Source organism: Clostridia bacterium (genome assembly GCA_035561135.1).
Lineage (GTDB): Bacteria > Acidobacteriota > Terriglobia > Terriglobales > Acidobacteriaceae > DATMYA01.
Genome location: DATMYA010000030.1, coordinates 76,449 through 96,838, shown reverse-complemented (window position 1 = coordinate 96,838; position 20,390 = coordinate 76,449). Strand labels below are relative to the sequence as shown.

Annotated in this window: 21 protein-coding genes and 3 tRNA genes; 12 read left to right on the top strand and 12 right to left on the bottom strand. The window is 57.7% G+C overall.

Going from position 1 to position 20,390, the window contains the following annotated elements; all coding sequences use genetic code 11:
• Positions 1-546 (top strand): PilZ domain-containing protein (locus tag VN622_07570; protein ID HWR35710.1); only part of this gene is annotated, 546 nt, incomplete at its 5' end.
• A 4-nt stretch (positions 547-550) separates the two neighbouring features.
• Here the strand turns inward: VN622_07570 and VN622_07565 are convergent.
• The 4 genes from VN622_07565 to VN622_07550 all read right to left on the bottom strand — a co-directional run bounded on the left by VN622_07565 (position 551) and on the right by VN622_07550 (position 2,803).
• Positions 551-751: a DUF3079 domain-containing protein gene (locus tag VN622_07565; protein HWR35709.1), complete on the bottom strand. Its 201-nt coding sequence runs from the start codon at positions 749-751 to the stop codon at positions 551-553.
• Positions 752-914: 163 nt separating this feature from the next.
• Positions 915-991: transfer RNA gene (locus tag VN622_07560), tRNA-Arg, on the bottom strand.
• Between the two features lie 76 nt (positions 992-1,067).
• Positions 1,068-1,688, bottom strand: coding sequence for a hypothetical protein (locus VN622_07555; GenBank protein ID HWR35708.1), 621 nt, complete (start codon positions 1,686-1,688; stop codon positions 1,068-1,070).
• Positions 1,689-1,801: 113 nt separating this feature from the next.
• Positions 1,802-2,803 (bottom strand): alpha/beta fold hydrolase, encoded by a 1,002-nt coding sequence (locus VN622_07550; protein HWR35707.1) that lies wholly within the window; start codon positions 2,801-2,803, stop codon positions 1,802-1,804.
• Positions 2,804-2,941: 138 nt separating this feature from the next.
• Here VN622_07550 and VN622_07545 point away from each other — a divergent pair, with 138 nt between their 5' ends.
• Positions 2,942-3,154 (top strand): zinc ribbon domain-containing protein, encoded by a 213-nt coding sequence (locus tag VN622_07545; protein HWR35706.1) that lies wholly within the window; start codon positions 2,942-2,944, stop codon positions 3,152-3,154.
• A gap of 126 nt (positions 3,155-3,280) precedes the next feature.
• Here VN622_07545 and VN622_07540 read toward each other — a convergent pair.
• The 3 genes from VN622_07540 to VN622_07530 form a co-directional block, all read right to left on the bottom strand.
• Positions 3,281-3,355 (bottom strand) — tRNA-His (locus VN622_07540).
• 186 nt (positions 3,356-3,541) lie between these two features.
• A complete protein-coding gene (locus VN622_07535; protein ID HWR35705.1) occupies positions 3,542-4,810 on the bottom strand; it encodes a nucleotide sugar dehydrogenase in 1,269 nt (422 codons plus the stop codon).
• Between the two features lie 222 nt (positions 4,811-5,032).
• On the bottom strand, positions 5,033-5,554 hold the full coding sequence (locus VN622_07530) for a 2'-5' RNA ligase family protein (protein ID HWR35704.1): 522 nt from the start codon (positions 5,552-5,554) through the stop codon (positions 5,033-5,035).
• 100 nt (positions 5,555-5,654) lie between these two features.
• On the opposite strand from VN622_07530, the gene VN622_07525 reads away from it, so the two are divergent.
• Both VN622_07525 and VN622_07520 read left to right on the top strand, forming a co-directional pair.
• Positions 5,655-6,152: a DUF4112 domain-containing protein gene (locus VN622_07525; GenBank protein HWR35703.1), complete on the top strand. Its 498-nt coding sequence runs from the start codon at positions 5,655-5,657 to the stop codon at positions 6,150-6,152.
• Positions 6,153-6,212: 60 nt separating this feature from the next.
• Positions 6,213-6,289 (top strand) — tRNA-Pro (locus tag VN622_07520).
• A gap of 42 nt (positions 6,290-6,331) precedes the next feature.
• On the opposite strand, the gene VN622_07515 is transcribed toward VN622_07520, so the two are convergent.
• Positions 6,332-7,111 (bottom strand): winged helix-turn-helix domain-containing protein, encoded by a 780-nt coding sequence (locus VN622_07515; protein ID HWR35702.1) that lies wholly within the window; start codon positions 7,109-7,111, stop codon positions 6,332-6,334.
• 344 nt (positions 7,112-7,455) lie between these two features.
• On the opposite strand from VN622_07515, the gene VN622_07510 reads away from it, so the two are divergent.
• The 5 genes from VN622_07510 to VN622_07490 all read left to right on the top strand — a co-directional run bounded on the left by VN622_07510 (position 7,456) and on the right by VN622_07490 (position 12,086).
• On the top strand, positions 7,456-8,844 hold the full coding sequence (locus tag VN622_07510; protein HWR35701.1) for a hypothetical protein: 1,389 nt from the start codon (positions 7,456-7,458) through the stop codon (positions 8,842-8,844).
• Positions 8,845-8,909: 65 nt separating this feature from the next.
• On the top strand, positions 8,910-9,719 hold the full coding sequence (locus tag VN622_07505) for a hypothetical protein (protein ID HWR35700.1): 810 nt from the start codon (positions 8,910-8,912) through the stop codon (positions 9,717-9,719).
• 1,219 nt (positions 9,720-10,938) lie between these two features.
• Positions 10,939-11,097 carry a hypothetical protein gene (locus VN622_07500; protein ID HWR35699.1) on the top strand — a complete coding sequence of 53 codons (159 nt, stop codon included), beginning with the start codon at positions 10,939-10,941 and terminating at the stop codon, positions 11,095-11,097.
• A 117-nt stretch (positions 11,098-11,214) separates the two neighbouring features.
• The gene (locus VN622_07495) at positions 11,215-11,652 is read left to right on the top strand and encodes a M50 family metallopeptidase (GenBank protein HWR35698.1); all 438 of its coding nucleotides are present in this window, start codon (positions 11,215-11,217) and stop codon (positions 11,650-11,652) included.
• 131 nt (positions 11,653-11,783) lie between these two features.
• Positions 11,784-12,086, top strand: a complete 303-nt coding sequence (locus tag VN622_07490) for a PilZ domain-containing protein (GenBank protein HWR35697.1) — start codon at positions 11,784-11,786, stop codon at positions 12,084-12,086.
• 38 nt (positions 12,087-12,124) lie between these two features.
• Here VN622_07490 and VN622_07485 read toward each other — a convergent pair whose 3' ends face one another.
• The 4 genes from VN622_07485 to VN622_07470 all read right to left on the bottom strand — a co-directional run bounded on the left by VN622_07485 (position 12,125) and on the right by VN622_07470 (position 16,684).
• A complete protein-coding gene (locus VN622_07485) occupies positions 12,125-13,747 on the bottom strand; it encodes a hypothetical protein (GenBank protein ID HWR35696.1) in 1,623 nt (540 codons plus the stop codon).
• Positions 13,748-13,890: 143 nt separating this feature from the next.
• A complete protein-coding gene (locus VN622_07480) occupies positions 13,891-15,645 on the bottom strand; it encodes a pilus assembly protein TadG-related protein (protein ID HWR35695.1) in 1,755 nt (584 codons plus the stop codon).
• A gap of 22 nt (positions 15,646-15,667) precedes the next feature.
• The gene (locus VN622_07475; protein HWR35694.1) at positions 15,668-16,111 is read right to left on the bottom strand and encodes a TadE family protein; all 444 of its coding nucleotides are present in this window, start codon (positions 16,109-16,111) and stop codon (positions 15,668-15,670) included.
• Positions 16,112-16,120: 9 nt separating this feature from the next.
• Positions 16,121-16,684 carry a TadE/TadG family type IV pilus assembly protein gene (locus tag VN622_07470; protein ID HWR35693.1) on the bottom strand — a complete coding sequence of 188 codons (564 nt, stop codon included), beginning with the start codon at positions 16,682-16,684 and terminating at the stop codon, positions 16,121-16,123.
• A gap of 206 nt (positions 16,685-16,890) precedes the next feature.
• Here VN622_07470 and VN622_07465 point away from each other — a divergent pair, with 206 nt between their 5' ends.
• From VN622_07465 to VN622_07455, 3 genes are read left to right on the top strand one after another with little or no spacing between them, the layout of a single operon-like run.
• A complete protein-coding gene (locus VN622_07465; protein ID HWR35692.1) occupies positions 16,891-18,462 on the top strand; it encodes a hypothetical protein in 1,572 nt (523 codons plus the stop codon).
• Between the two features lie 35 nt (positions 18,463-18,497).
• Positions 18,498-18,932: a hypothetical protein gene (locus tag VN622_07460; GenBank protein ID HWR35691.1), complete on the top strand. Its 435-nt coding sequence runs from the start codon at positions 18,498-18,500 to the stop codon at positions 18,930-18,932.
• A 33-nt stretch (positions 18,933-18,965) separates the two neighbouring features.
• Entirely contained in the window at positions 18,966-20,297 is a 1,332-nt protein-coding gene (locus VN622_07455) for a zinc ribbon domain-containing protein (GenBank protein ID HWR35690.1), read from the top strand.
• Positions 20,298-20,390: the final 93 nt, after the last annotated feature.

Sequence of the window (20,390 nt, the reverse complement as noted above, 5' to 3'; positions counted from 1 at the left end):
ACGATTGGTCTTGAAGAGGCGTGCGTTGCCGGCTTGAAGTGCATCGTCAAACTCGACGATATTCTCGGCATGTCATGTGACGCTCGGAAGGGACGCTTCCGCGTAATCTGGGTCGGGCAGGCCGGAACTCCACAAGCGGGGCGAATCGCCGTTCGCGCCCTGGACACAAGCCAGAACATCTGGGGCCTCGATTTATCCCAACTATCTGCTCCGGTGCCGGTTGAGACCGGCGAACGCCGCTACCCCTGTAAAGGCGCGATCTCCATCTGGCAGGCAGAAACGCAATATCCGATCAACGCCGCTGTAAGCGACATTAGCCTAAGAGGATGCTACGTAGAGCTGATGAATCCACTGCCGGCCGGAACGGAAGTATCAATGCTGCTCAATGTCCCCGGATTATCCATTCGCGCAACGGGACAAGTCAGAACCTCCCACCCAGCAGTCGGTATGGGGATTCAGTTTGAGGAAATGATCGACACCGATCGGGCGCTCCTGCAAGACTTGGTCGCCAAACTCGCCACGGTGGAAGAAGAAGCATCCAGATAACACCTCAGGTAGCGTTCGAATCCTCCGGTACTTCCGGTGCGCTGTGTTCCTCTTCCCATTCCAACCAGTCCTCACCAAAAAGTTCCGCCGGGTGCTGTGTGCGAACGGTGCCGTTGCCGCAGTTCAGGGAGTCGGCAGGACAAAACTTGTCGCAACCCCAGCAGACGCGCTCCGGATACTTGGGATGAAGTGGGATTTTAGACATTACGAACTCCACTATTTAGATGTGGCAAATGGGGCGCTGGACGCGGGGAAAAGCTTCTTAGCTCTTGTGCCTAGTGCTTAGTTGGCCTGCTTGAGTGGGCCGCTGCACCCATCGCGACAGCGTTCCTTGTTCCCACGCAAGCGACTCACGGCTTGCATTGAACTGGTAGGAGCGGCAGGACTCGAACCTGCGACCCTCTGCTTAGAAGGCAGATGCTCTATCCAACTGAGCTACGCTCCCACTGGGTCAGCCACTGTTCATATTCTATCCGATGCTGGCCGGAGATGTGGCTATGCCTTCAATGGTTCGCGAAACCTCAACTCCTCCGCGTTCCGGATATCCGGCGAAGTTCGGCGGACAGTAGAAGGACGGCGTTCTGCACGAGTTCGAGGCCGACTGTCCAACGCCGGCGCGCTTCGGGCTCATCGTCGCCATATCCAAACAAATAGAAAGTGATGTAAAAGCCAGGCCGAACGGGATCGTCATGCGTGTGCAAATAGCATCGGCGAACGATGAACTCGGCCGCCGCCGCAATTTCCGGAGCCTTGCCCAGCAGCTTCGAAAGGCGCTCTGTCAACTCTTCGTTGCGCTCGAAGCTGAAAGGTGCCTCGGGATCGATTCCGCCATCAAAGAGCAAATCGACATAAGAAGAGAACCTAACGGCTGCGCCGTAGATCTCTTCGGCTTCGCTGAGTTCCGTGTCGGTCCAGGCGTCGCACTTGGCGGTGAGCAGCACGGAGGTCTCGGAATTCACGGCTGCCAGGAACTCGCCGAGTTCGGGATGGCGGGACGCTTCTTCAACGTCTGCCAAAAGCTCAGGCTGACGCTTGAGATCGTAGTAGCGTAGAGATCCGTCCGGGGACGCCCAGGGAAACTCGAGGGCATCATCATCGGCGCCAAGCTCGACGGAAAAGTCTGCGTTCATAGTGGAGTGCATGATGCCATCGCGGAGAGCGAAAGTCGAGAAGAGCTACTGAGCTGCTGAGCCACTGAGCTTCTAAGCTGCTCATTGCTCAGCGGTTCAGTAGCTTAGCTCAGCCGCTTAGCGACTCAGTAGCTCAGATTGCGCTCGACGAAGTTGATGATCTGGCGCTCGGCCCAGCGGCCGTCGTACCCATTGGGGTCGGAGAGGAATGCGCAATGTCCGCCGTGCTCGGTGCGCAAGTAGGTGATGCAAGGATTTGCGATGAACTTAAATTCAGTTTCCGGCAACATGATGATGAACGGGTCGTCGGCTGAATGGACGACGAGCGTAGGAACCGCTATGTTCTGCACGACACGCGCGGAACTAGCGCGAGTGTAGTAGTCTTCCGCACTCTCGAATCCCATGTAGCGCGCCGTGATTTCGTGGTCGAAATCGCGAATGCTGTGGACGTTCTTGAGATGGCGCACGTCGTAACGGTCGGGAAACAGCTCAGCCTTGCGACGTATTCGGCGGCGCAAACCCTGGAGAAATTTCCATTCGTAAATACGGTTGTGCGGCTTGTGCAACTCGTCCGCGGAGATGGAGAGATCGCAGGCGGGCGAGATGCCGGCGGCAGCGACAAGCTCGCGAGGTGCATCGCTTCCCCACTCGCCTACGCACTTCAGCACCTGGTTGCCGCCCATCGAGAAGCCGGCGAGCGCAAATGCGCGCAGGTGCTCATCCCGCACGAGAGTCTCGGCCACGCTGCCAATGTCGTCCGACAGACCTGAGTGATAAAGCGTGGGACCGAGCTTCTCCGTCCCACCGCAGTTGCGTATATTGAGGCGGACGACGTTCCATCCCTTCGCCCACGCCTTGTTTCCCGTACCGATGACGTATTGAGAATTACTGGAGCCTTCAAGTCCGTGAACGATGATGAGGGTGAGCGCGTCAGCGCGGTTCGCCTGCCAATGGCAATGGCAGAGAACCTGAACCTCAGGTTCGACCTGGAAGAGCCGCTCTTCCGGGGCAGGAAGATTGTTGTATCGCGGCAGAAAATTCCCTGCCAAGGTTTGCACGTGTCCGCCGCGCAGACCACGGCGAGGTACAAACGGTTCGGTTGCGGCGCGCGAAAGACTCTGGCTCATCGTTGTATTAATAAAAAAGAATACAGCTCTCTATATAATTGACGATAACAGCTCTGCGAAAGCTGCATTCAATATTACAAAACTTAAGGGCCAAAACGCCGCAAGCGGGCGCATCTGGAATGGGGAGTCAAGAGGCAAATGCCGATTTTTGAATACATATGCAAGGACTGCGGAAAAGCGTTTGAGGCCGTTGTGCTGGGCTCGCGTGCCGCTGCGTGCCCGTCGTGCAAGGGCACGAATCTGGAGCAACAGCTTTCGAGATTTGCGGTGAGCGCGCCCAGTTCCAGCGCGACGGCACCTTGTGGTGCGCCCAGTGGATCTTGCGGTGGGGGAAAGTGCGGGTTTAACTAGGCTGCGCTCCAGAGCAGCAGTGGCATAATGACGACGCCACAAACAACAACGCGCCGCTTAGGCGGCGCGATTCTCTTGGTTCTGCAAAATTGGTGCTACCCACAGAAGTACTTCAGGGAAAAGTTATGGGGTGGGTGGAGGGATTCGAACCCTCGACAGCCGGAGCCACAGTCCGGAGTTCTACCACTGAACTACACCCACCATCGGCGGACCTGCCCAGCAAGAGCCGGACTGATCGTCAGCGAAAGTTGATTATACCAAAGGCGTGTGACTGCGTGGCGGGGGCGCTGCGCTTTGCTGAACACCTTTACTCGACGAACACTGCGTGATTCCGCAAAAAAATGAGCCCGGCGGGGCACCCGGGCTCAGGAGGATTCCGAACGCCGACTATGCCCGGCCGACTCCCATGTACTGGAAACCGATGGAACGTATGCGTTCAGAGTCGAGCAAGTTTTTGGTGTCGATAATCACAGGCTTGCGCAACAGGCGCTTGAGCCGCTCGAAGTCAAGAGCGCGGAACTCCGGCCAACCGGTGCCAACGACGAGAGCGTCGGCTCCTTCAGCGGCGATGTAGGCAGATTCGCAGAAGGTGACGTTCGAGGTAAGTTCGGCGCGAGCATCGGGAATCGCAACGGGATCGTAGGCCCGGACCTTTGCGCCATCGATGACGAGGCGTCGTGCGAGCTTGATCGACGATGATCCGGCGACGCTGTTCGTATTCGGTTTGAAGGCGAGGCCCAGCAGACCGATTTCGCTGCCGGAGAGCGACTCCATCGAGCATGCGATTTTCTGCACAATGCGTTCGCTGTGCGATCGGTTCACTTCTCGCGCGGCGGTGAGTATCTTGAGCGCGACGCCTTTACCGTTGGCAAGTGTCGCAAGCGAGTCCATCTCCGCCTCAACGAAGCTGCCGCCAAAGCCGACGCCGGGCTGCAGGCATCGCGGGGCGATCCGCTTGTCGAGTCCGAGCGCGAGCGCGAGGTCAACCGCATCGGCCTTGACGAATTCGCAGAGGCTGGCCAGTTCGTTGATGAATGAGATCTTGGTGGCGACGAAGGCCGTCGAGGCTTCGCGAACAAGCTCCGCTGTCTCGAAGTTCGTCACAATCACCGGAACGCCGCGCATCACCAGGGGACGGTAGATAGTCTTGATCGCCGTCACAGCCGCGCTGGATCGTGTGCCGAGCAGAATCCTGTCGGGCCAGTTGAAATCTTCCACGGCGCAACCGTCTGTCAGGAAAAGCGGATGGACCACAACAGGCTGCTGGTGTCCGGCGGCGCGCAAACGCTGCTCGATGCTGCTCGCCGTGCCGACCGGCACCGGCGTGCAGAGAACGAGCACGGTATCTGCCGAACAAAGCTCGGCAAGCTTCATCGCGCTCTGCTCGACGTATCGGGGAGAGTCTTCGCAGAGGAACATGACCTTGGCACGCGAGGCGTGCGCCTCCGCGTCGGTCGAGTAAATGAGACGGCCCGCGCGGATATTGCGGCGGATCACCTCTTTCAGGTTCTTCTCGAAAAATGGGATAACACCCTGCGCGAGATCCATGATGCGAAGGCTGTCAGTGTCGAAACAGATGATGGGCGTACCGAAGTCGGCCAGGCAGGCCGAAACTATGGTCGCAAGATAGCCTGATCCATAAACGCCGATGTGCATAAGTCACTCCCACGCGCTGCACCACGCGCGAGTGCCTGGGGAGGGCTATCGCGAGTTACAGATGCAGTGAATCGCTCGATGTATGTACTGTTTCGGGAGGTTCATCCGCAATACGGAAGTGGTACATGTACTTCGAGAACGAAAGCTGCGCGGAAGACGCGGACCTTCCGCGCACGTGCCGAGGGCAGACTTTTCGGGGTTAATCGGCGGCTAGAGTGCGACTTATCTGGCGACGACCGAGCGTCCACCGAGGGCGACGGGAGCGAGATCCGTCCACTCCTGAGCGCGTCCCCGGACGAATGTGAGGCTTTCGATCAGGAAGCGGCGGCTGCCGGAATACTGCGACCAGCGCTCGCGCGAGATTTCGTAAACCTGCCGAGCGCGCTCGTCGGTGTCGAGCTTGGCGATGGTGAGGTGCGGCATATACGGCAATGATTCCTCGCACGCAAAGACGCCAGTGTTCAGAATATCGTGCAGTTCGCGCATTTTGTACGCCGCGTGAGCGACTCGAATGAAGACCGTGGGCGTGGTAGGCAGAAACGCCTCAACATCGCCCATGACCACCTCGAAGGGTTCGACGGCCCGGCATTTAGCGGAGAGGAATTCCAACGCTTCTTCTTCAGTGCCAAGCAATGCGCGAGGTGGCAGCACGGAGATATGGGCAGGCAAATGCGCGTGCTCAGGATGGAGCTCGCGACGCAAATCCTCGACCATTTCGCCGAGGGCGTTTCTCACATAAGCCACTAGGGCATACTGCTGGGGTAACATTGCGTGAATCATTATATTCGCGGGATGGCCTGCGCGGCAGAACGTCTTTCGGAGAACGGCCCTGCATCAAATCCACATGCGACCACGTTCTGAACCTCAGGTCCTGCCGCCACTCTCGGCGCGCTCCAATGTAAGCGACGAGACGCTGGAAATACTCGCAACGCTGCTGGACGACATGTTCCGCATCCCGGGCACCACCGTCCGCTTCGGACTGGACCCGCTGATCGGATTGCTCCCCGGCGTAGGCGATGCGATGAGCGGTGCCGCTTCCCTGATGATTATTTTCGCCGCATGGCAACGCGGGTTGCCGAAGGTGACGCTAAGCCGCATGGTGGCAAACGTCGCGGTGGATTCGCTGCTGGGAAGCATTCCGTTCGTTGGCGATGCATTCGACGTGGCGTACAAGTCGAATCGGAAGAATCTGAACCTGCTGAAACGCGTAGAGAGCGAGGGTCGTCGCCAGCAGGAGTGGCACGACTGGCTGTTCATGGTCTTGCTCGTCGCCGCCGTCATGGTGTTGGTTGCTGCGCCTCTGGTTCTGCTGTGGTGGGTGCTGACGCTCATTAGGAAGTGAGACGCGCGCGTCTGCGCGATTGCTGTCAGGAAAGCTCCTGTCGGCTATAATCAAAACAGTCGGGGCGTAGCGCAGCCTGGTAGCGCACCTGCCTTGGGCGCAGGGGGTCGCTGGTTCGAATCCAGTCGCCCCGACCAATTTCTTCAAGAACTTACCTCCTGCCCAAGATCCATTTTTCGTCAGTCGCTTCGAACGATAGTTCGAACCGATGCGCGCTTTCGCAAGTTCCGTTCGCAAAAGTGTTCGGACAGAGAATGGCGGACGCGACTGGCTATATCCGCCTGCGCCGTAAGTGAATCCGTCATTTCGCAATCGTAGCTGTCAGACCAAACATGCGCCTGATCGGCGACCGCAACCAGCTGGACAGTCACACGCACGCGATGGTCGGATTCCCGCACGCTGCCTTCGAGGATGTAATCGACATCCAGTTCGTGGCCGATCTGAGCGGCATTTTCGCGAGTTCCCTTGTACTGCATGACGGAAGTACGTGCGATCACTCGCAGTTGCTGCGGACCCACTTTTCCAAGTTGCCCAATCACCTCCTCACTTATACCGTCAGCGAACAACTCGTTCGTAGTATCTCCGCTGAGGGGGGTGAACGGTAGCACCGCCAGCCGGACCGTACCCGCGATGACGCCGATAAACCGGTAGCCGTATCGATTGACGGTCTGGATGTACTTGGGCGCTGTGGGCTTATCGTCCAAAACTTCACGCAGCTTACAAATTGCGCGGTTCAGACCATTTTCGAAATCAACAAATGTGTCTGCCGGCCACAACGCGTGTCGAATCTGCTCGCGCGAAACCATCGCCCCGGTGGCCTGTAACAGCATAGTGAGCACTTGAAAAGGCTGGTCCTGGATCTTGACTCTGTGTCCCTTTCGGCGAAGTTCCCTGGCTAGAACATCGCATTCGAACGGGCCAAACCTGATTGACTCATGCAACGAACTAGACGAATTCATGCGCTCTCCCAAACCCTCGGGAGCGTTTCAGCGTTCGTAATTCCCGCGGCAAGCGTGGTTTCCATGCACATAAACGTTCAAGATTTCGAGAAGGCGTAGACCATTGCGGAAGCGCGCTGGAGGCCACAGAGTATCTTGAACACGCGTTGGGCTCTGCGGAACACAGACGGGCTGCATGTGACGTCTTCCCGCAAGTGAATGGAGTGTCCGAGCGGCAGTTCGGTTACAGGGCGGAACCAAGAATTGTACAAGGCTCTGAACCCACTCACGTCAAGGCACGCGTCTTGAACGCAAACGTCGCCTGCAGCCCCCAGAGCTGGAGCGCCTTAAGAGGAGGTCACCTCATGCCGCGTCGCAATCTGCCGTATCTCACCACTCTGGTCGCATTTGTTGCAATGTTGTCGGTGCTCGCAACCATTGCGGGGACAGGCACAAGGAGATCCCACTTCCTCGGCAGCGCAGAGAACAATTCCAAGCAACTGATCGACATGGGACGACAGGTTTTCCGCTTTGACACGTTCGGCGACGAGCAATTCTGGGGTGGCCAACTCCGACTCCACGAGGCTATCAATACTCTGAGCCCGCGAAACGCGCTGGCGCTTGGGTTGAAGGTTGATTCACAGGCGCTTTCCCCGTCGGTTATCCAAGCGATTAAGCAAGGCAGGGTCAACTTGGATGATCCCGCTGTTACGCGCCAACTGATCAGGCAAAACGCCGTCCTTGGCGTAGTGGGATTCTTTCAAGATCAGAGGCTGAGCTCGGTTGGCCTGACATGCGCATTTTGCCATTCGACGGTCGACAACTCGGTTGCGCCCGGCATTGGCAAGAGGATCGACGGACTTGCCAATCGCGACCTCAACGTAGGCGCTATCACAGCAGCCGCTCCCAACCTGCAACCGGTTGTAGACCTACTGAGACTCGCTCCGGCCGACGCTCAGATCACGGTCGCGGATGTCCGCCAGGTATTGAACAGTTGGGGACCGGGAAAGTTTGATGCTGAGCTATTCCTGGACGGCAAGGCTTTCAATCCACAGCAAGTCACGAATGGAATAGTGACTGGCAAGAATGTCTCCGGCGCTACGCTGCTGCCCAATGCGCGCGGGCTGGCCGGCCACAACCTGCATACCTGGACGGGTGGTTGGGGGACTGTGACCTACTGGAATGCGTTCGTGGCGAATGTTGAAATGCATGGAGTCGGCACCTTCTTTGACGAGCGGTTTGATAATGCAGCCCAGTTCCCAATTGCCGCTGCTGCACATCTAGGCCACATTTCTACCGCCCCAGACAGTGATCGTGTCACCAGCAAATTGCCTGCCCTGCATTTCTATCAACTCGCATTACCCTCGATCCAGCCTCGTTCCGGCATCGACTTCGATACTGCGGCCGCGAAGCGAGGCGATGAACTGTTTAGCGGAAAAGCGAACTGCAACAGTTGTCATCGCGAACCCTTGTGGACCGAACCGGGCTGGAACCAGCACCCGCCAGACGAGATGAAGATCGACAGCTTCGAATCGGACCGCTCGCCGGGCCATGCCTACAGGACGATGAACCTAGCCGGCGTGTTTATTCGTGAGCGCGGCCTGTTTATGTTCCCGCAAAACAAAGGCCGCTTCTATCACGATGGGCGATTCCAAACCTTGCTTGACGTCGTGAACAGCTACAACGATCGTTTCAATCTTGGATTGACGGACCAGGAAAGGCACGATCTCGTTGAGTATTTGAAGTCACTGTAGCGGTGACGCTTTGGAGCTGTGCTGTGGAAGCCAGCACAGCTCCAAGTTGCAGATGGAGGAGTTCCATGCGTTCCACTCTTCGCATATCACTCTGCATCGCGCTCGTGCTAAGTGCATGTTTTGCAGCATCGGCGCAGGATGTATCCCAAAATCCAAGAACCATCGCGATCAATCAGACGGAGGGTTTCGGCGAAGGCCAAGAACTCGTGTTCACGTACCTGATGAACTTCATGTGTATTCACGAGCCGTTCGATGACTTGAACAACAACGGCAAGGTGGCCGCCATAGATCCTAGGGAATTCCAGAGGCCCATCTGCCAGGTCGGGCATCAGCCGACGATCGATCCGACCGGAGCTCCGATCGGTGGTGTTGAAAAGCTTTGGGTTATTGTGCCGTTCTTTCCTGGACACAACGACCGCGCGTTCACCCCTGAGCTCGCAACGGCACTGAAGCAACTGTTCGGATTTGTACCCCAGGGTTTCAGCCCGCATCCAGATGTGCCCGTGCAGTGCCCTGAACCTGGTCCGCCGGAGACGGCGCACAAGGGTAAACTGAGCACATGCACCATGCACCCAACTCACCTCGAACTTGGACCGGCTTTGGCGAAGATGGGGAAGGTGCCGCCGGGGACGTCTGTCGTTGTCCCCACGCCAAACCACAGTCACATTCTTGACGAAACGCAGAAACCGGCGGTGTGGTGGCAGATCATATCTGTCTTGGTTACAGACCCAAACGCGTGGCCCGATGAAGAAGGTACCCGGGGCATTAATTCAATTGACGCGCTGCGGGAAGCGCAGGCGCGTCATCAAGCAACACCAGACGCTCCGACCAACTTTTTCCTGTTCTTCAGCGCAAAACCGGAGCACGCGCACTGACCGGGAGAAAGCCTCTCACGCACTTCGCCTGAAGCTGTCGGTGGCAATGGAACAGCGTTGATCCGGGATTGTTCGCCACAACTTGTTCTCAAGCCGACTTGGCAAGATCGCCTGGGCCTTGGGTCGTAGCTCGCCACTCCGGCGCAAGTTTTTGGCTCGCTTTGGCGAGTGCGCGCTGTAAGCCGTCGGCATGGAGAGCCGCTGGGTTGCGCGTCAACAGGGATTGGATGGCCACGGCGAGCGTCGTGCGCTCGGGTTCGGGATTGGTGGAATCGCTTGAGACGCGAGGGCACTAGGTGACATTAGTCCCGAAGAGAGCCCCACTCAAGCCAAAAGAAGGCTTGAATGGGCCACACGCCAAACACTGGAACGATAACGACGCGGCAACACGCGAAAGGATGGGCCAGCACCCAAGCTATCGGACAACGAATACAACTTCGTTAGAGACAATCGAGCCTTTTTCGCGTCCCCAGAAGTGGGGCCCCTGTCCGAGCCTCGCAGGAAGAGGGCTTTGATACGTGACGGTTAAATGGTATGTACCGGGTTTGTCGACAAGCTCCGATGCGCTGATGTCTTCCGTTCTTCCCCAGAGATGACCTGGGAACAGGGTAAGGAAACGTCCCTTAGACGATGACGAAGGAGCAGGTACCAAGTCATCATCCAATGCCGGAGGAGCAACTTCCTTTCCAGAATTGTCCTTTACATGCAGGACAATGCCGCCAGCATATCCACGTAACAACTTCCCATATAACGTTACTGGCTGGTCTCCCATATTCGCCAGCGTGATCGTGATCGGAAACCTCTCGTTCAACACGACTGAAGACACATCAGCACGTAACTGGAGCTCGAGACCAGCCGTCGTATCTTGAGACCACAGCATCGTCATGAGGATCGAGCACGCCACAATTGTCCCGCAAATTGTCCTTTTCATGTTGCCGGGTGCCCCAGGTTCACGCCGTGCAGTTCGGCGTTAACCTGGGATGAGGATACTCTTGATCCCGACCGCGTCCACTGTTTTGTCTTCTCGATCAGGTGCCGTCCACTCGATCTCGATAGTTCCATTCTCGAAAACGCGCACTGTCGGAAACTACTCGAAGTCCGTCGAGTTGGTAGTTCTTCCCGAAACAGTGGAGTTATCCCGGTTAGCGCCAACTACGGGCGCGAACTGGGGCACCCGGCGTAAGTCGCACCGCTTATGTAGAACTAATGGAATGCATTCGTGGCGAATTTTGAGATGGATGGAGTCGGCACCTTCTTCAACGAGCGGTTCGATGATGCAGTCCGCTGCCCGCCGCTGCTGCAAATCGTATTGGCATCGCACAGCGATGGGTTTTCGGGTACTAACCTTTGGCATCTTGAAACCGCGCAGGGCGCGTAATAAGTGGGTGCCGATCGCTGCTGAGCGCCTGAACTCCGCGACCCGCGCCGGGTTTCCAAGCGGAATCAGAGTGGAATTGTGACTGCTGGGTAACTCCGCTGCGAATTGCGGGGCTTCATGCTGATTGAAGTAAAACGTTCCGTTTTGTGGTTCTTTGTGGCGATGGCCTTCACTTCGGCGCTCAACATCGGATGGCCGAACGGCATCTGGGCCGCGGTCCTGATCACGCCGTGCGTACTACTTCACGAAGTGGGCCATGCATCCTTGGCCCATCTGCTGGGCGTACCGGTTTCGCGAATCGGCATCTGCGCCAAGGGCGGCTACACGGTCCGCAAGCGTTCGCCTCGACCATCGAGCGAGCTTCTCATCACCTTCGCCGGCCCGGCAATGAATCTGCTGTTGTTTGCAGTGTTCAGCCGCATCCCGAACAAGCTTACGCTTTGGGTGGCGCTCTGCAACCTGGTGCTGGCCGTGGCCAACCTTGTTCCGATTGGGCCGTCGGACGGGCTGCGCCTCGCAAGAACGATTTCCACAATGCTGCGGCGTCAGGCATAATTAGGAGCCCGCACACCACATTTTCTATTTGTCCCCAAGCTGTTTGTTTTTCTTGACATGGAAGCCTGCGCGGATGCAACCTCTAGCGCACCGGCCCGATTGTCCAATTCTCATGCTGCACAGGCGGTAGTATGAACGTGACTTGCGCGATGCCAACCCCCACGATGAGCGCCGTGTCGATAGGCGAGCGTCGAACTAGCCCTCGATACAAGTTTTTCGGCGAAGTTCAGATCCTGGCCGAAAGCCTGTCCGCACGCAAAGCCCAGGTAAAAGACATCAGCCTTGAGGGCTGCTTCGTGGAAACCACCGAGCCGATGCCCCGTAATGGCCAGGTTCTTCTGCGTTTTCTGATGGGTGGAAGCGAGTTTGAAATGCAAGGACTCGTGTGCAGAAGCGAGCCGGGGTTGGGGATGGGGATTCGGTTCAACTCGTAGCCGGGTCTTGACGTGCGCGACTTAAGAATTCCGGGCAATCACTGCGGCACTGCATCCAGCAGTACGCCGAGCAGCACTTTCGTCGAGACTCGCTTTCCGTCCATTTCTGCCGGACGGAATGACCACCTGCGCAAACTCTCCAGCACAGATTGGTTCACCTGTACGTCCGGAGTCTGAAGGACACGCAAGTCTTGCAGGTTCCCTTCCGCATTAATGATTCCATAAACCACCATGCTCCGTCCGCGATACCTGCCGGCAAGTTGCGGGGGCAGGCGAGGCAGTTCCTTCGTGATCGGAAATGGTGGCGCGAGTACGCCATTCGGTTGCGGGTTCGTTGCGGGGAACGTCATGGTGCTGCCGCTCGTGAGCGATTGAGCGAGCACGGCATACTGAAGCGTCCACTTGGGGCCGACGGCGCCGACATCTGTCATGTCGATATAGACGGTATACACAGCTTCGTTGCGAAAGATGCCAAAATCCTTGAAGCCGCCCCCACTCGACGCGCTGGCGACGATCGTGATGCCGTAACTCTGGCTGGCATTGCTGGCGGGCGGATGAACGCGCGTGCCGGTAACGCGACTGCTGTTGCCGGTGCCACCCTGGATGACGATGTCCGGGAAACCGCTGTTCGATCCGTCACTCTGGCCGGTCACAGCTCCGGAACCGGGCGTCCCGGTGCCGGCTCCGCCCGTAATGCCTGTGCCTTTGCCGGGGCCAGTTCCAGCGCCGCTGTCATTGCCTGTCCCTTTGCCTGCTTGCTTGACTCCAGTTCCGCTGCCTGGCTGTCCGGTTCCGCTGCCCACTCCTGATCCGCTCGCAGCGTTTTTGGCGTTGCCGCCTTTGCCGGTCCCGCGACTCGATGCGGCACCTCCGACGAGCCGATCTTGTGATTTCGAAATGCCGGATTCGCTTGAGGCTGCCGGTGCGCCGGGCGTGGCCGCAGCAGGATTTGGCGAAATCGCGAACGCACCTTGCAACTCGCCTGGAGGCACCGCCACGCGCTCAGCGACAGGCACTTTGACTGCGTTCAGCACCAGCAGGTTGCGAGTGTCGGCCGCGTCGGGGTTGTTCGCGGCAGAGCGTTCCTGCTGGGCGGGCTTCGCGCCCTTGGCGACGGAGGTTGATGGCGGACTCGGTGGCGCCGGCAATTCGGCTTGCAAGTTGCCAGTCGGCAATGGCGGCAGCTTGGGGATTTCTGCCGACAATTGCAGAAGCGGCACCGGTGCTGCAACTCCCTGCGGCGATTCGCGGACCACCAGAACCGAAGGGCGTTGCTGCGGAGCGAGCGCTGGAACGGATGGAGCTACCATCACGACATCCGGCAACCGCAGAGGAAACGGAAACTTCGGAGCCTTTGCGAGGTCCGGCTGGCGGATGGTCTGAACATAGTTGTCCGGCCGTGGCGGGTTCGAAATCACGACTTGCGGCCCTTTGTAGATCGGTCCGCTGAAGGGCTTCTGCTGTGCTGCTTCGCCGGAGGCACTGCCGGGAGCGCCATCCTTTTTCCGCGCCGGGGGAGCCGAGGCAGGCGGCGCGGCAGCGTTGCCTAGAGCCGGCAGATACACAACTTCGTGCTGCCGAACGATAAGTTCAACGGAGTTCGTTTCGACCGGAACAGGAATCCAGTAGTTCCAAGGCACGAGCAGCGATGCCGCAAACATGACCTGATGGATTAGCAGCGAATAGAGCAGGCCGCGAGAAGGCCAGGCGTGCGTGATCTCCGTGCGCAGGAAGAGTGCATCGCCGCTGTCGTCGGGTGCTACACACGGACTAAGCCCAGTCGCTGCCAGTGTTCTGCCCTTCGTTAACGCAGAAGTTGGACTTTCAATATTTCAAGAATGGCGTCAGGCGAGAGCTGCATAGTGATGTCACCGTTGCCGGCCTCGTTCAGTTGATCGGCAACAATCTCGCCCAGGACGTACGTGCCGGTTCCGGGAGTACCCTGAAGTTGCAGGAACGCGTTGTAATCGGCGGGCGGCTGCTTGCAAGGGGTGCCAGTGCAATTGTGCGCATAAAGCGTGCCTGAGAGCACGAGGCCGCCGTTGCCCTGCAAACTAGATTGTCCATTCTGATCGCCATTAGCGCGATCCTGAAAAATTAGGAGACCGCGTCCCGTCCCGATTTCCTCACCCGGAGCACCGATGTAGGTGCCACGTTTTGTGCACGGCCCCAGAAGCACGTTTCCGGACATGCTCGCGGGAAGACCGACTCTTGAGTCAATAGGCTTCCCGCCAGGACATATCACGTTCGCGGTGTTGTATGGATCGATCGTATGGCCGCCAGGACCGCTTCCCGAGGACGTGATCACCACGGAACCGTAGCCAGTGGCAGCTGAGCCAGACAAATAGAAAGTGACGCCGCCACTGCCGTCGCCAGGCGACGTGACTGGGTCGCTGGGTCTCACCACCGATCCCGTTCCGACGTAGAGGCTCGCACGGCACTTGCCTTTGGGACCAGGCGTGCATCCGGAGCCCGGTTTCGCGCAGTCTACGTTATCCGCACCTGCGAAGTTGGTGGGTTTGATGTAATACAACCCAGGCTCGAAGATCGCTGACTGGTGCTCAACGACGATCGGTGCATCGTATCGACCCGGTTTAAATTCCATGCATCCCGCGTGATCGGGACACCCGTGCTCTAAGTACGCAACCGGGCTCGGATCGGGTGCCTTATCCGGAATTGCCGGTGCGGGGACTCTGGCAAAAGGATCGGAGATTGGCGACGAAGGGGAGGCCCACGAGCCCGCCGTGCCTGGCAGAAAGTTCGAAGGAGCCGCAGCGGGAGCCCCAAAGACGCCGAAGGTTGAACCGTTGAAATCGAACCCAGCCTGTGTGAGATCAATCTTGCCATTGCCGGCACATTGCCCTGCAGAATTGATAGTAGCCGCAGCGCAAGCAGTATTGCTGGAGTTGACTTGCACGCTCTTGTTCGGCCCGCCAACCACTTTCAAACTCGCACTGCCACTGATTTGGAAGGAGTGAGGGCAGGTCGGATTCAGCACGATAATCGGAATTGGCGCCGCCGCTTCCACCACGCCACAAACCGCTACGGCGCGGACATCGACCGTGGGCTTTCTCGTGATCATTGGCGAGAAGAAGACCTTAACGCGGTCAATCAAATCGACGCGCATGAAAGCGACCGCAGCAGCGGTCGCGGGCGGTGTCGTGACTCCGTCAACAGAAGCTGGAAAGCTGACCTGCAACTCGTTCCCCGGCACGTTATCAGCGAGAGCGGCAGCCGTGTACCCATTGAGTGCCGCGTATTTACAGGGCACGGCACCGGGAGTGGCGGAGCAACTGAACGGCTCACCCGGAGTGAACCCGGCTGTGGGGGTTCCCGCGCCTTCGGCAACAAGCAACATGTTCATTGCGCCAGCCTGGCAAGCGGCATCGGCCGCGCCTTGCGCCATCTGTCGATGGAACCAAAGACTCGTAAAATCGACGGCGAGACCGGCAAACCCGAGGAGGAAAAGACCAAGAGCCAGCACCACGAGGATCGTGGTCTGGCCGGATTCGCCGTGGAAACGGCTTCTCCTTCGTTGGAAGGTAGTGCTTCCCTGCATGATCGCCCCTCCTACTTTGCGTTTAGTTCACAATTCTGCCGTGGGCCGAGGCATGAATCCGCGGAGGGCTCCAGGGCAACTTGATATACGGGACATAGGTGTAGGCAATGTCCACGGTGACGCGGCCTGGGGGGACGTTAAGTTCGGTGCCGCTGGCGTCCTGGTCATAACTGACGTCGATGGAAATGGCGGATAAGTCGTGGAACGACATTTTTGCGTAGTCGAGAACAACGGCTTCGACCTTTTCCTTGGCGCAGTTGACATCGGCACCGCAGATGGTATTCCGCGAACCGTGGACGATGCCGTACCGAACGCCTTCCTTCGCTGCGTTGGACAGTGTGGAGTAGGTGTAAACGAGCATCACCATTTCCCACGTCCAGAAGATCAGGAACATGATCAGCATGATCGAGAGAACGAACTCGATCTGTGCTGCGCCTCTCCGTTTTGTGTTATGACGTACCGTCATACTTGTCTGTTAGTCCATCGCCCGCATGGAAACCTGACGATGAAAAGTCAGATTGGGCAAAACTGTCAGTCCGAAAACTTCCGCGGGAATGATGGGGGTGATGGTGTACTGCACATCAACGCGGTGAAGCACAAACAGTGGAGCTTCGGGATCGGAGGCCGGGCCGGTGAAAGTCGCCGAGCTTGCGCCATTGAAGTACGCGCACTTTGCCGTCTGGCTTGAGCCTGTGCCGTTAGTGCCTCCTGCAATCGACTTGGTGCACACACGCATTGGCGTACTTGCACTGCCGGCGAGCCGGTTCATGTCCTGGTATGTGAGATAGCTGACGGACATGGTATTCGACGCGGGACCGGCCGGAGCGAGGTTAACCTGGCCAGGCGTTTGAAATCCCTGTATGGAGTATTCAACTCCTTCGCGCGGGGCAGAAGCTAATTGCAGAGCCACGATGAAGTAGTAGCCGAAATTGATGACATTGAAAACGAGCAGCAATAAGAGCGGAATTAGCAGCGCGGTTTCGATGAGGCTCTGCCCCGCTTGTCGAGAACCTCGGCGTGTGGGTCGGTTAGCTTGCATATCAACTGGCACCTTATCGTTCACAGGTGCACACCCCAATTAGTGGGCTAATTGTAGGTACTCTGCCTAGCGCGGTCAATTACCAACACGGTTAACACGCGGATACCCCGGTTACTAACTTTGGTTATCTCAAAAGGAGTACGTAAGCAGGATGAAACTGTGGTAAGTTCTCGTGCTAAATCCAAGTAGCTCAATAGCTAACATTAATGCGACAGGATGCTATCTCGGTTGCGCCGCAATCTACCAGCTTGTGGGTAAACATAGGCGAACGACTGTTCACGTTTCCCGCCGTCCTGGTGGGATTGCTCGCGCTTCTAGTCTTCTTTTTCGCGCGCCGCGACATTGCAGACCCAGACCTCTGGTGGCATCTGCGAAATGTGCAGCACCTTCTCGCTACGCACAAGTTCCCGTCATTCGATAGCTACTCGTACACCGCCGCCGGAGCAAGCTGGTTAGCTCACGAGTGGCTGTCTGAGATTCCTTTCTACGTTGCCTTTCGCGTCGCCGGCCTGACAGGTGTTTTCGTTCTTGTCGCCATACTTTCCGAAGCAATCATGCTTGGCGTGTTCTACCTGGCTTACCGAATCAGCGGTGACGTTAAGAATGCGTTTCTGACATCCGTGCTGGGCGTCATGTTGGCAACGGTCTCAATCGGCGCGCGAACCCTGTTGTTTGGCTGGCTATACCTGGTGGTAATGCTGATCCTGCTGGAGCGCTTCCGCGCGGGAGAGAAAGCACGCCTCTGGCTTATCCCTCCATTGTTCTGCCTTTGGGTGAACACACATGGCTCGTGGGTGATGGGAATGACGATATTCGGCACCATCATTGCGTGCGGATTTTTAGAGGGAAGCTGGGGAAAGGTCTATGCGATTCGCTGGTCGCCTTCGCAATTGCGAAGGTTGCTGATTACGGCGTCGGCATCGGTAGCGGCGCTTTTCATCAACCCATTCGGATACAAGCTGGTCTTCTACCCGTTTGATTTGATATTCCGTCAGAAACTCAATCTTGCAAGCATCCAGGAGTGGCAATCGGTCGATTTCCATACCGCACGTGGGAAGTTGATCATTGGCCTGCTCCTCGGAATGATGCTGGTTTCCCTCGTGTCACGCGTGCGCTGGAGACTGGATGAGGTTGCGCTTGTTTGCCTCGCGCTTTACACCGGGCTCACGCACATCCGGCTTCTGTTCCTTGGGGCGATAGTGCTGCCCGGAATCCTGGCAAAGCATTTCAAATTGATGCCGCCTTATGACAAGGAGTCCGACAAGCCCTGGATGAATGCCGTGGTGCTGGGCATTGTGCTCTTTATCATGGTTGGCAAAGTAACCAGCATCGCCCCGTGGCACAACGAAGTGCGCGAGTCCTATCCCGAAGCAGCGGTCAATCATTTGAAGACCCACGACGCTCGCGGCCGAATCTTTCATGATTACGTTTGGGGTGGATATCTGATTTGGCACGCCCCGCAGTTCCCTGTCTTCGTCGATGGAAGGGCTGATATCTTCGAGCGGGGCGGGGTTCTTAAGGATTACCTTGCAGCAATGTCGCTGGACGACACGTTGGCATTATTTGATCGTTATAAAGTTGACTACGTCCTCGTCTCTCCCAAGTCCCAGGTGTCGTACTTGTTACAGCACACGCCTGGATGGGCTATTGAGTATCGCGACGAGGTTGCAATCGTCTTCCGTAGAGAACTCGCGCGCCGGGAGATTCAGGACAATGCAACGATAGGCAGTCTGGTAGTACCGGCCACTGCCAACATTAGGCGCTTAGCAACACCATAAGGCGGAGCTGAAGATTGCGACCGAGCGATGGCAGATTGAAGTTGTGGCCCCTGGCGGTGACCGCGTTTGCGGCGGTAATCCTGATGGTCTCCATCGGCACAAGTTCGTCCTTGCGAACGCAAGTGCCCGACGAGTTTCTGCAGGTAAGTACGTCTCGCGACAAGACTCCGGACGCGGAACTGGCCCGCGCATATTGGGAAACTGCTGTGCGCGCGGTGCAGTGGAAATATCACCGTGGCTCCGAATTACCGCAAGAGCCACCTGCAGAATTTCAACTGCCGCCCGGTGAACGCCATAGAACCTCCGGTCAGGAACAGGTTGCCCGCGGCGTGTACTGGCAAAAACTGCGCGAACTCTGGCTCAAGCCGGACATCTGGAGAACGTCGTACCACCTGGATCTGACTTGGACAGTTCGCGCCGTGCAGGACGTAACGCGCGGCATTTCTCAATTCTTCCGCAACGCAGGATAAGAGAGTACGCCACCCATAATGACTGAGGAAAAGTTGAAACCAGAAGGCACACAACTCGAAGTGGGTGGCGCGGAGCCCTTTGCGGTCTGCACGATCTGCAACGCAGAATTCGACACAGGGCAGGGACAGTGTCCTCACTGCAACGTGGCCCTCTCGGTCGTTCGGCGCTGTCCCGGCTGCGACCGGCTTGTGTCCGCGAAACACACCAAGTGTCTGTACTGCTCGCAGCCGTTCATCCGCTCAGGCGAAGAGAAGCAGGAACGTGCTTCGGCGGAAAGTGTGCGCCCAGCAAGTTCGTACAGCGATCGCAGGAGCAAGCAGTATCGCGCGATGCTCGTGAGCGTGTTCACGTTCTGCGTGGTGTTTGGCCTGGGGCTCGCGACCATGCGTTACATCGAGCGGCGGGATGCAATCACGGTCCCGGTGATTGCGACGACGTACGCGCTGCACGCTATCGACATAAAGCGTTCGGCATCGCCTGCGTCTTCGACAGCGGGAAATATTGGGGCAGGCAGCGTGGTGTCGATCACCGGCTTCGAAGCGGCAGACACGACGCACCGATGGCTCAAACTCCATTGGAAGGGCGCACCCGGATATGTGGATGCAGATAGCATGGCGCCCCCAAAAGCAGCGGTTGCGGAAAGCGGCTTCGAGGCGCTGAAGTTCTATTTGCTCGGACTGGCGCAACCGGACTTGATCGGAGACGCAGTCGAAGCCGTTGATTATTACGGGAAGGCTTTTCCGGGAAACCCGCATGTGCACGAATTGAGGTGGATTGTCGCCGAGCGCGGACGATACCTGGCCCAACGCGGCAAGCTGAGCAAAGACTGGCTGCGCAAGACACGGGAGCAGTATGAGCAAGTTGCAGCATCGGATAACGCATTTGCGGAAAAAGCACGCGCTGCGCTGACGGTGCCGATCACAGCGATCGCAGATACCGAGGAACCGCGCTCTCGACCGTCAAAACCCCAACGTGCGGGACTTCAGATTTTGGACAGCCGCTCCACCGGGCAGAGCAACTCGTCACCCGCGCATGAGATTGTCATTGTGAACCGGGGCGAGGTGTTCGTACAGACACCCGCCTCTGCGCGCCTGGACACGGGCTCGGTTCTACAAGGACGCGTTGCACGCCCGGTGTGGGCCAATGGAGTGCTCGCCATTCCGTCCGGCACTCGATGTGACCTTAAGGTTGTAAGTGGTAGTGCTGCGGAAGCGAACGCCGTTCTGCAACTGACAGCAATCGAGGTCGGTGGACGAAAGTATCCCGTAAATTCCTCGCCCATCGAATTACGCAAAACAAACCGGACGGCGCTGACGCGGGCACTCGTATTCCAACTGGATGCACCGCTGGCAATCGTCCGCTGATTCCTGGAACAGGCTAGAGCTAAAGAACGCGTCATCGCCGAGCGCAGCGAAGGATCTGCTTTCTCCTGCTGCGAAACAAGCGCGGGGCTTCCG

Bases quoted from the DNA above. Each gene is read 5' to 3' on its own strand.
- VN622_07525 (HWR35703.1), top strand. From the start codon at position 5,655: ATGCGACCACGTTCTGAACCTCAGGTCCTGCCGCCACTCTCGGCGCGC.
- VN622_07480 (HWR35695.1), bottom strand. From the start codon at position 15,645: ATGCAGGGAAGCACTACCTTCCAACGAAGGAGAAGCCGTTTCCACGGC.
- VN622_07550 (HWR35707.1), bottom strand. From the start codon at position 2,803: ATGAGCCAGAGTCTTTCGCGCGCCGCAACCGAACCGTTTGTACCTCGC.
- VN622_07465 (HWR35692.1), top strand. From the start codon at position 16,891: ATGCGACAGGATGCTATCTCGGTTGCGCCGCAATCTACCAGCTTGTGG.
- VN622_07505 (HWR35700.1), top strand. From the start codon at position 8,910: ATGCGTTCCACTCTTCGCATATCACTCTGCATCGCGCTCGTGCTAAGT.
- VN622_07475 (HWR35694.1), bottom strand. From the start codon at position 16,111: ATGACGGTACGTCATAACACAAAACGGAGAGGCGCAGCACAGATCGAG.
- VN622_07510 (HWR35701.1), top strand. From the start codon at position 7,456: ATGCCGCGTCGCAATCTGCCGTATCTCACCACTCTGGTCGCATTTGTT.
- VN622_07495 (HWR35698.1), top strand. From the start codon at position 11,215: ATGCTGATTGAAGTAAAACGTTCCGTTTTGTGGTTCTTTGTGGCGATG.
- VN622_07565 (HWR35709.1), bottom strand. From the start codon at position 751: ATGTCTAAAATCCCACTTCATCCCAAGTATCCGGAGCGCGTCTGCTGG.
- VN622_07535 (HWR35705.1), bottom strand. From the start codon at position 4,810: ATGCACATCGGCGTTTATGGATCAGGCTATCTTGCGACCATAGTTTCG.
- VN622_07555 (HWR35708.1), bottom strand. From the start codon at position 1,688: ATGCACTCCACTATGAACGCAGACTTTTCCGTCGAGCTTGGCGCCGAT.
- VN622_07485 (HWR35696.1), bottom strand. From the start codon at position 13,747: ATGTTTGCGGCATCGCTGCTCGTGCCTTGGAACTACTGGATTCCTGTT.
- VN622_07490 (HWR35697.1), top strand. From the start codon at position 11,784: ATGAACGTGACTTGCGCGATGCCAACCCCCACGATGAGCGCCGTGTCG.
- VN622_07545 (HWR35706.1), top strand. From the start codon at position 2,942: ATGCCGATTTTTGAATACATATGCAAGGACTGCGGAAAAGCGTTTGAG.
- VN622_07515 (HWR35702.1), bottom strand. From the start codon at position 7,111: ATGAATTCGTCTAGTTCGTTGCATGAGTCAATCAGGTTTGGCCCGTTC.
- VN622_07470 (HWR35693.1), bottom strand. From the start codon at position 16,684: ATGCAAGCTAACCGACCCACACGCCGAGGTTCTCGACAAGCGGGGCAG.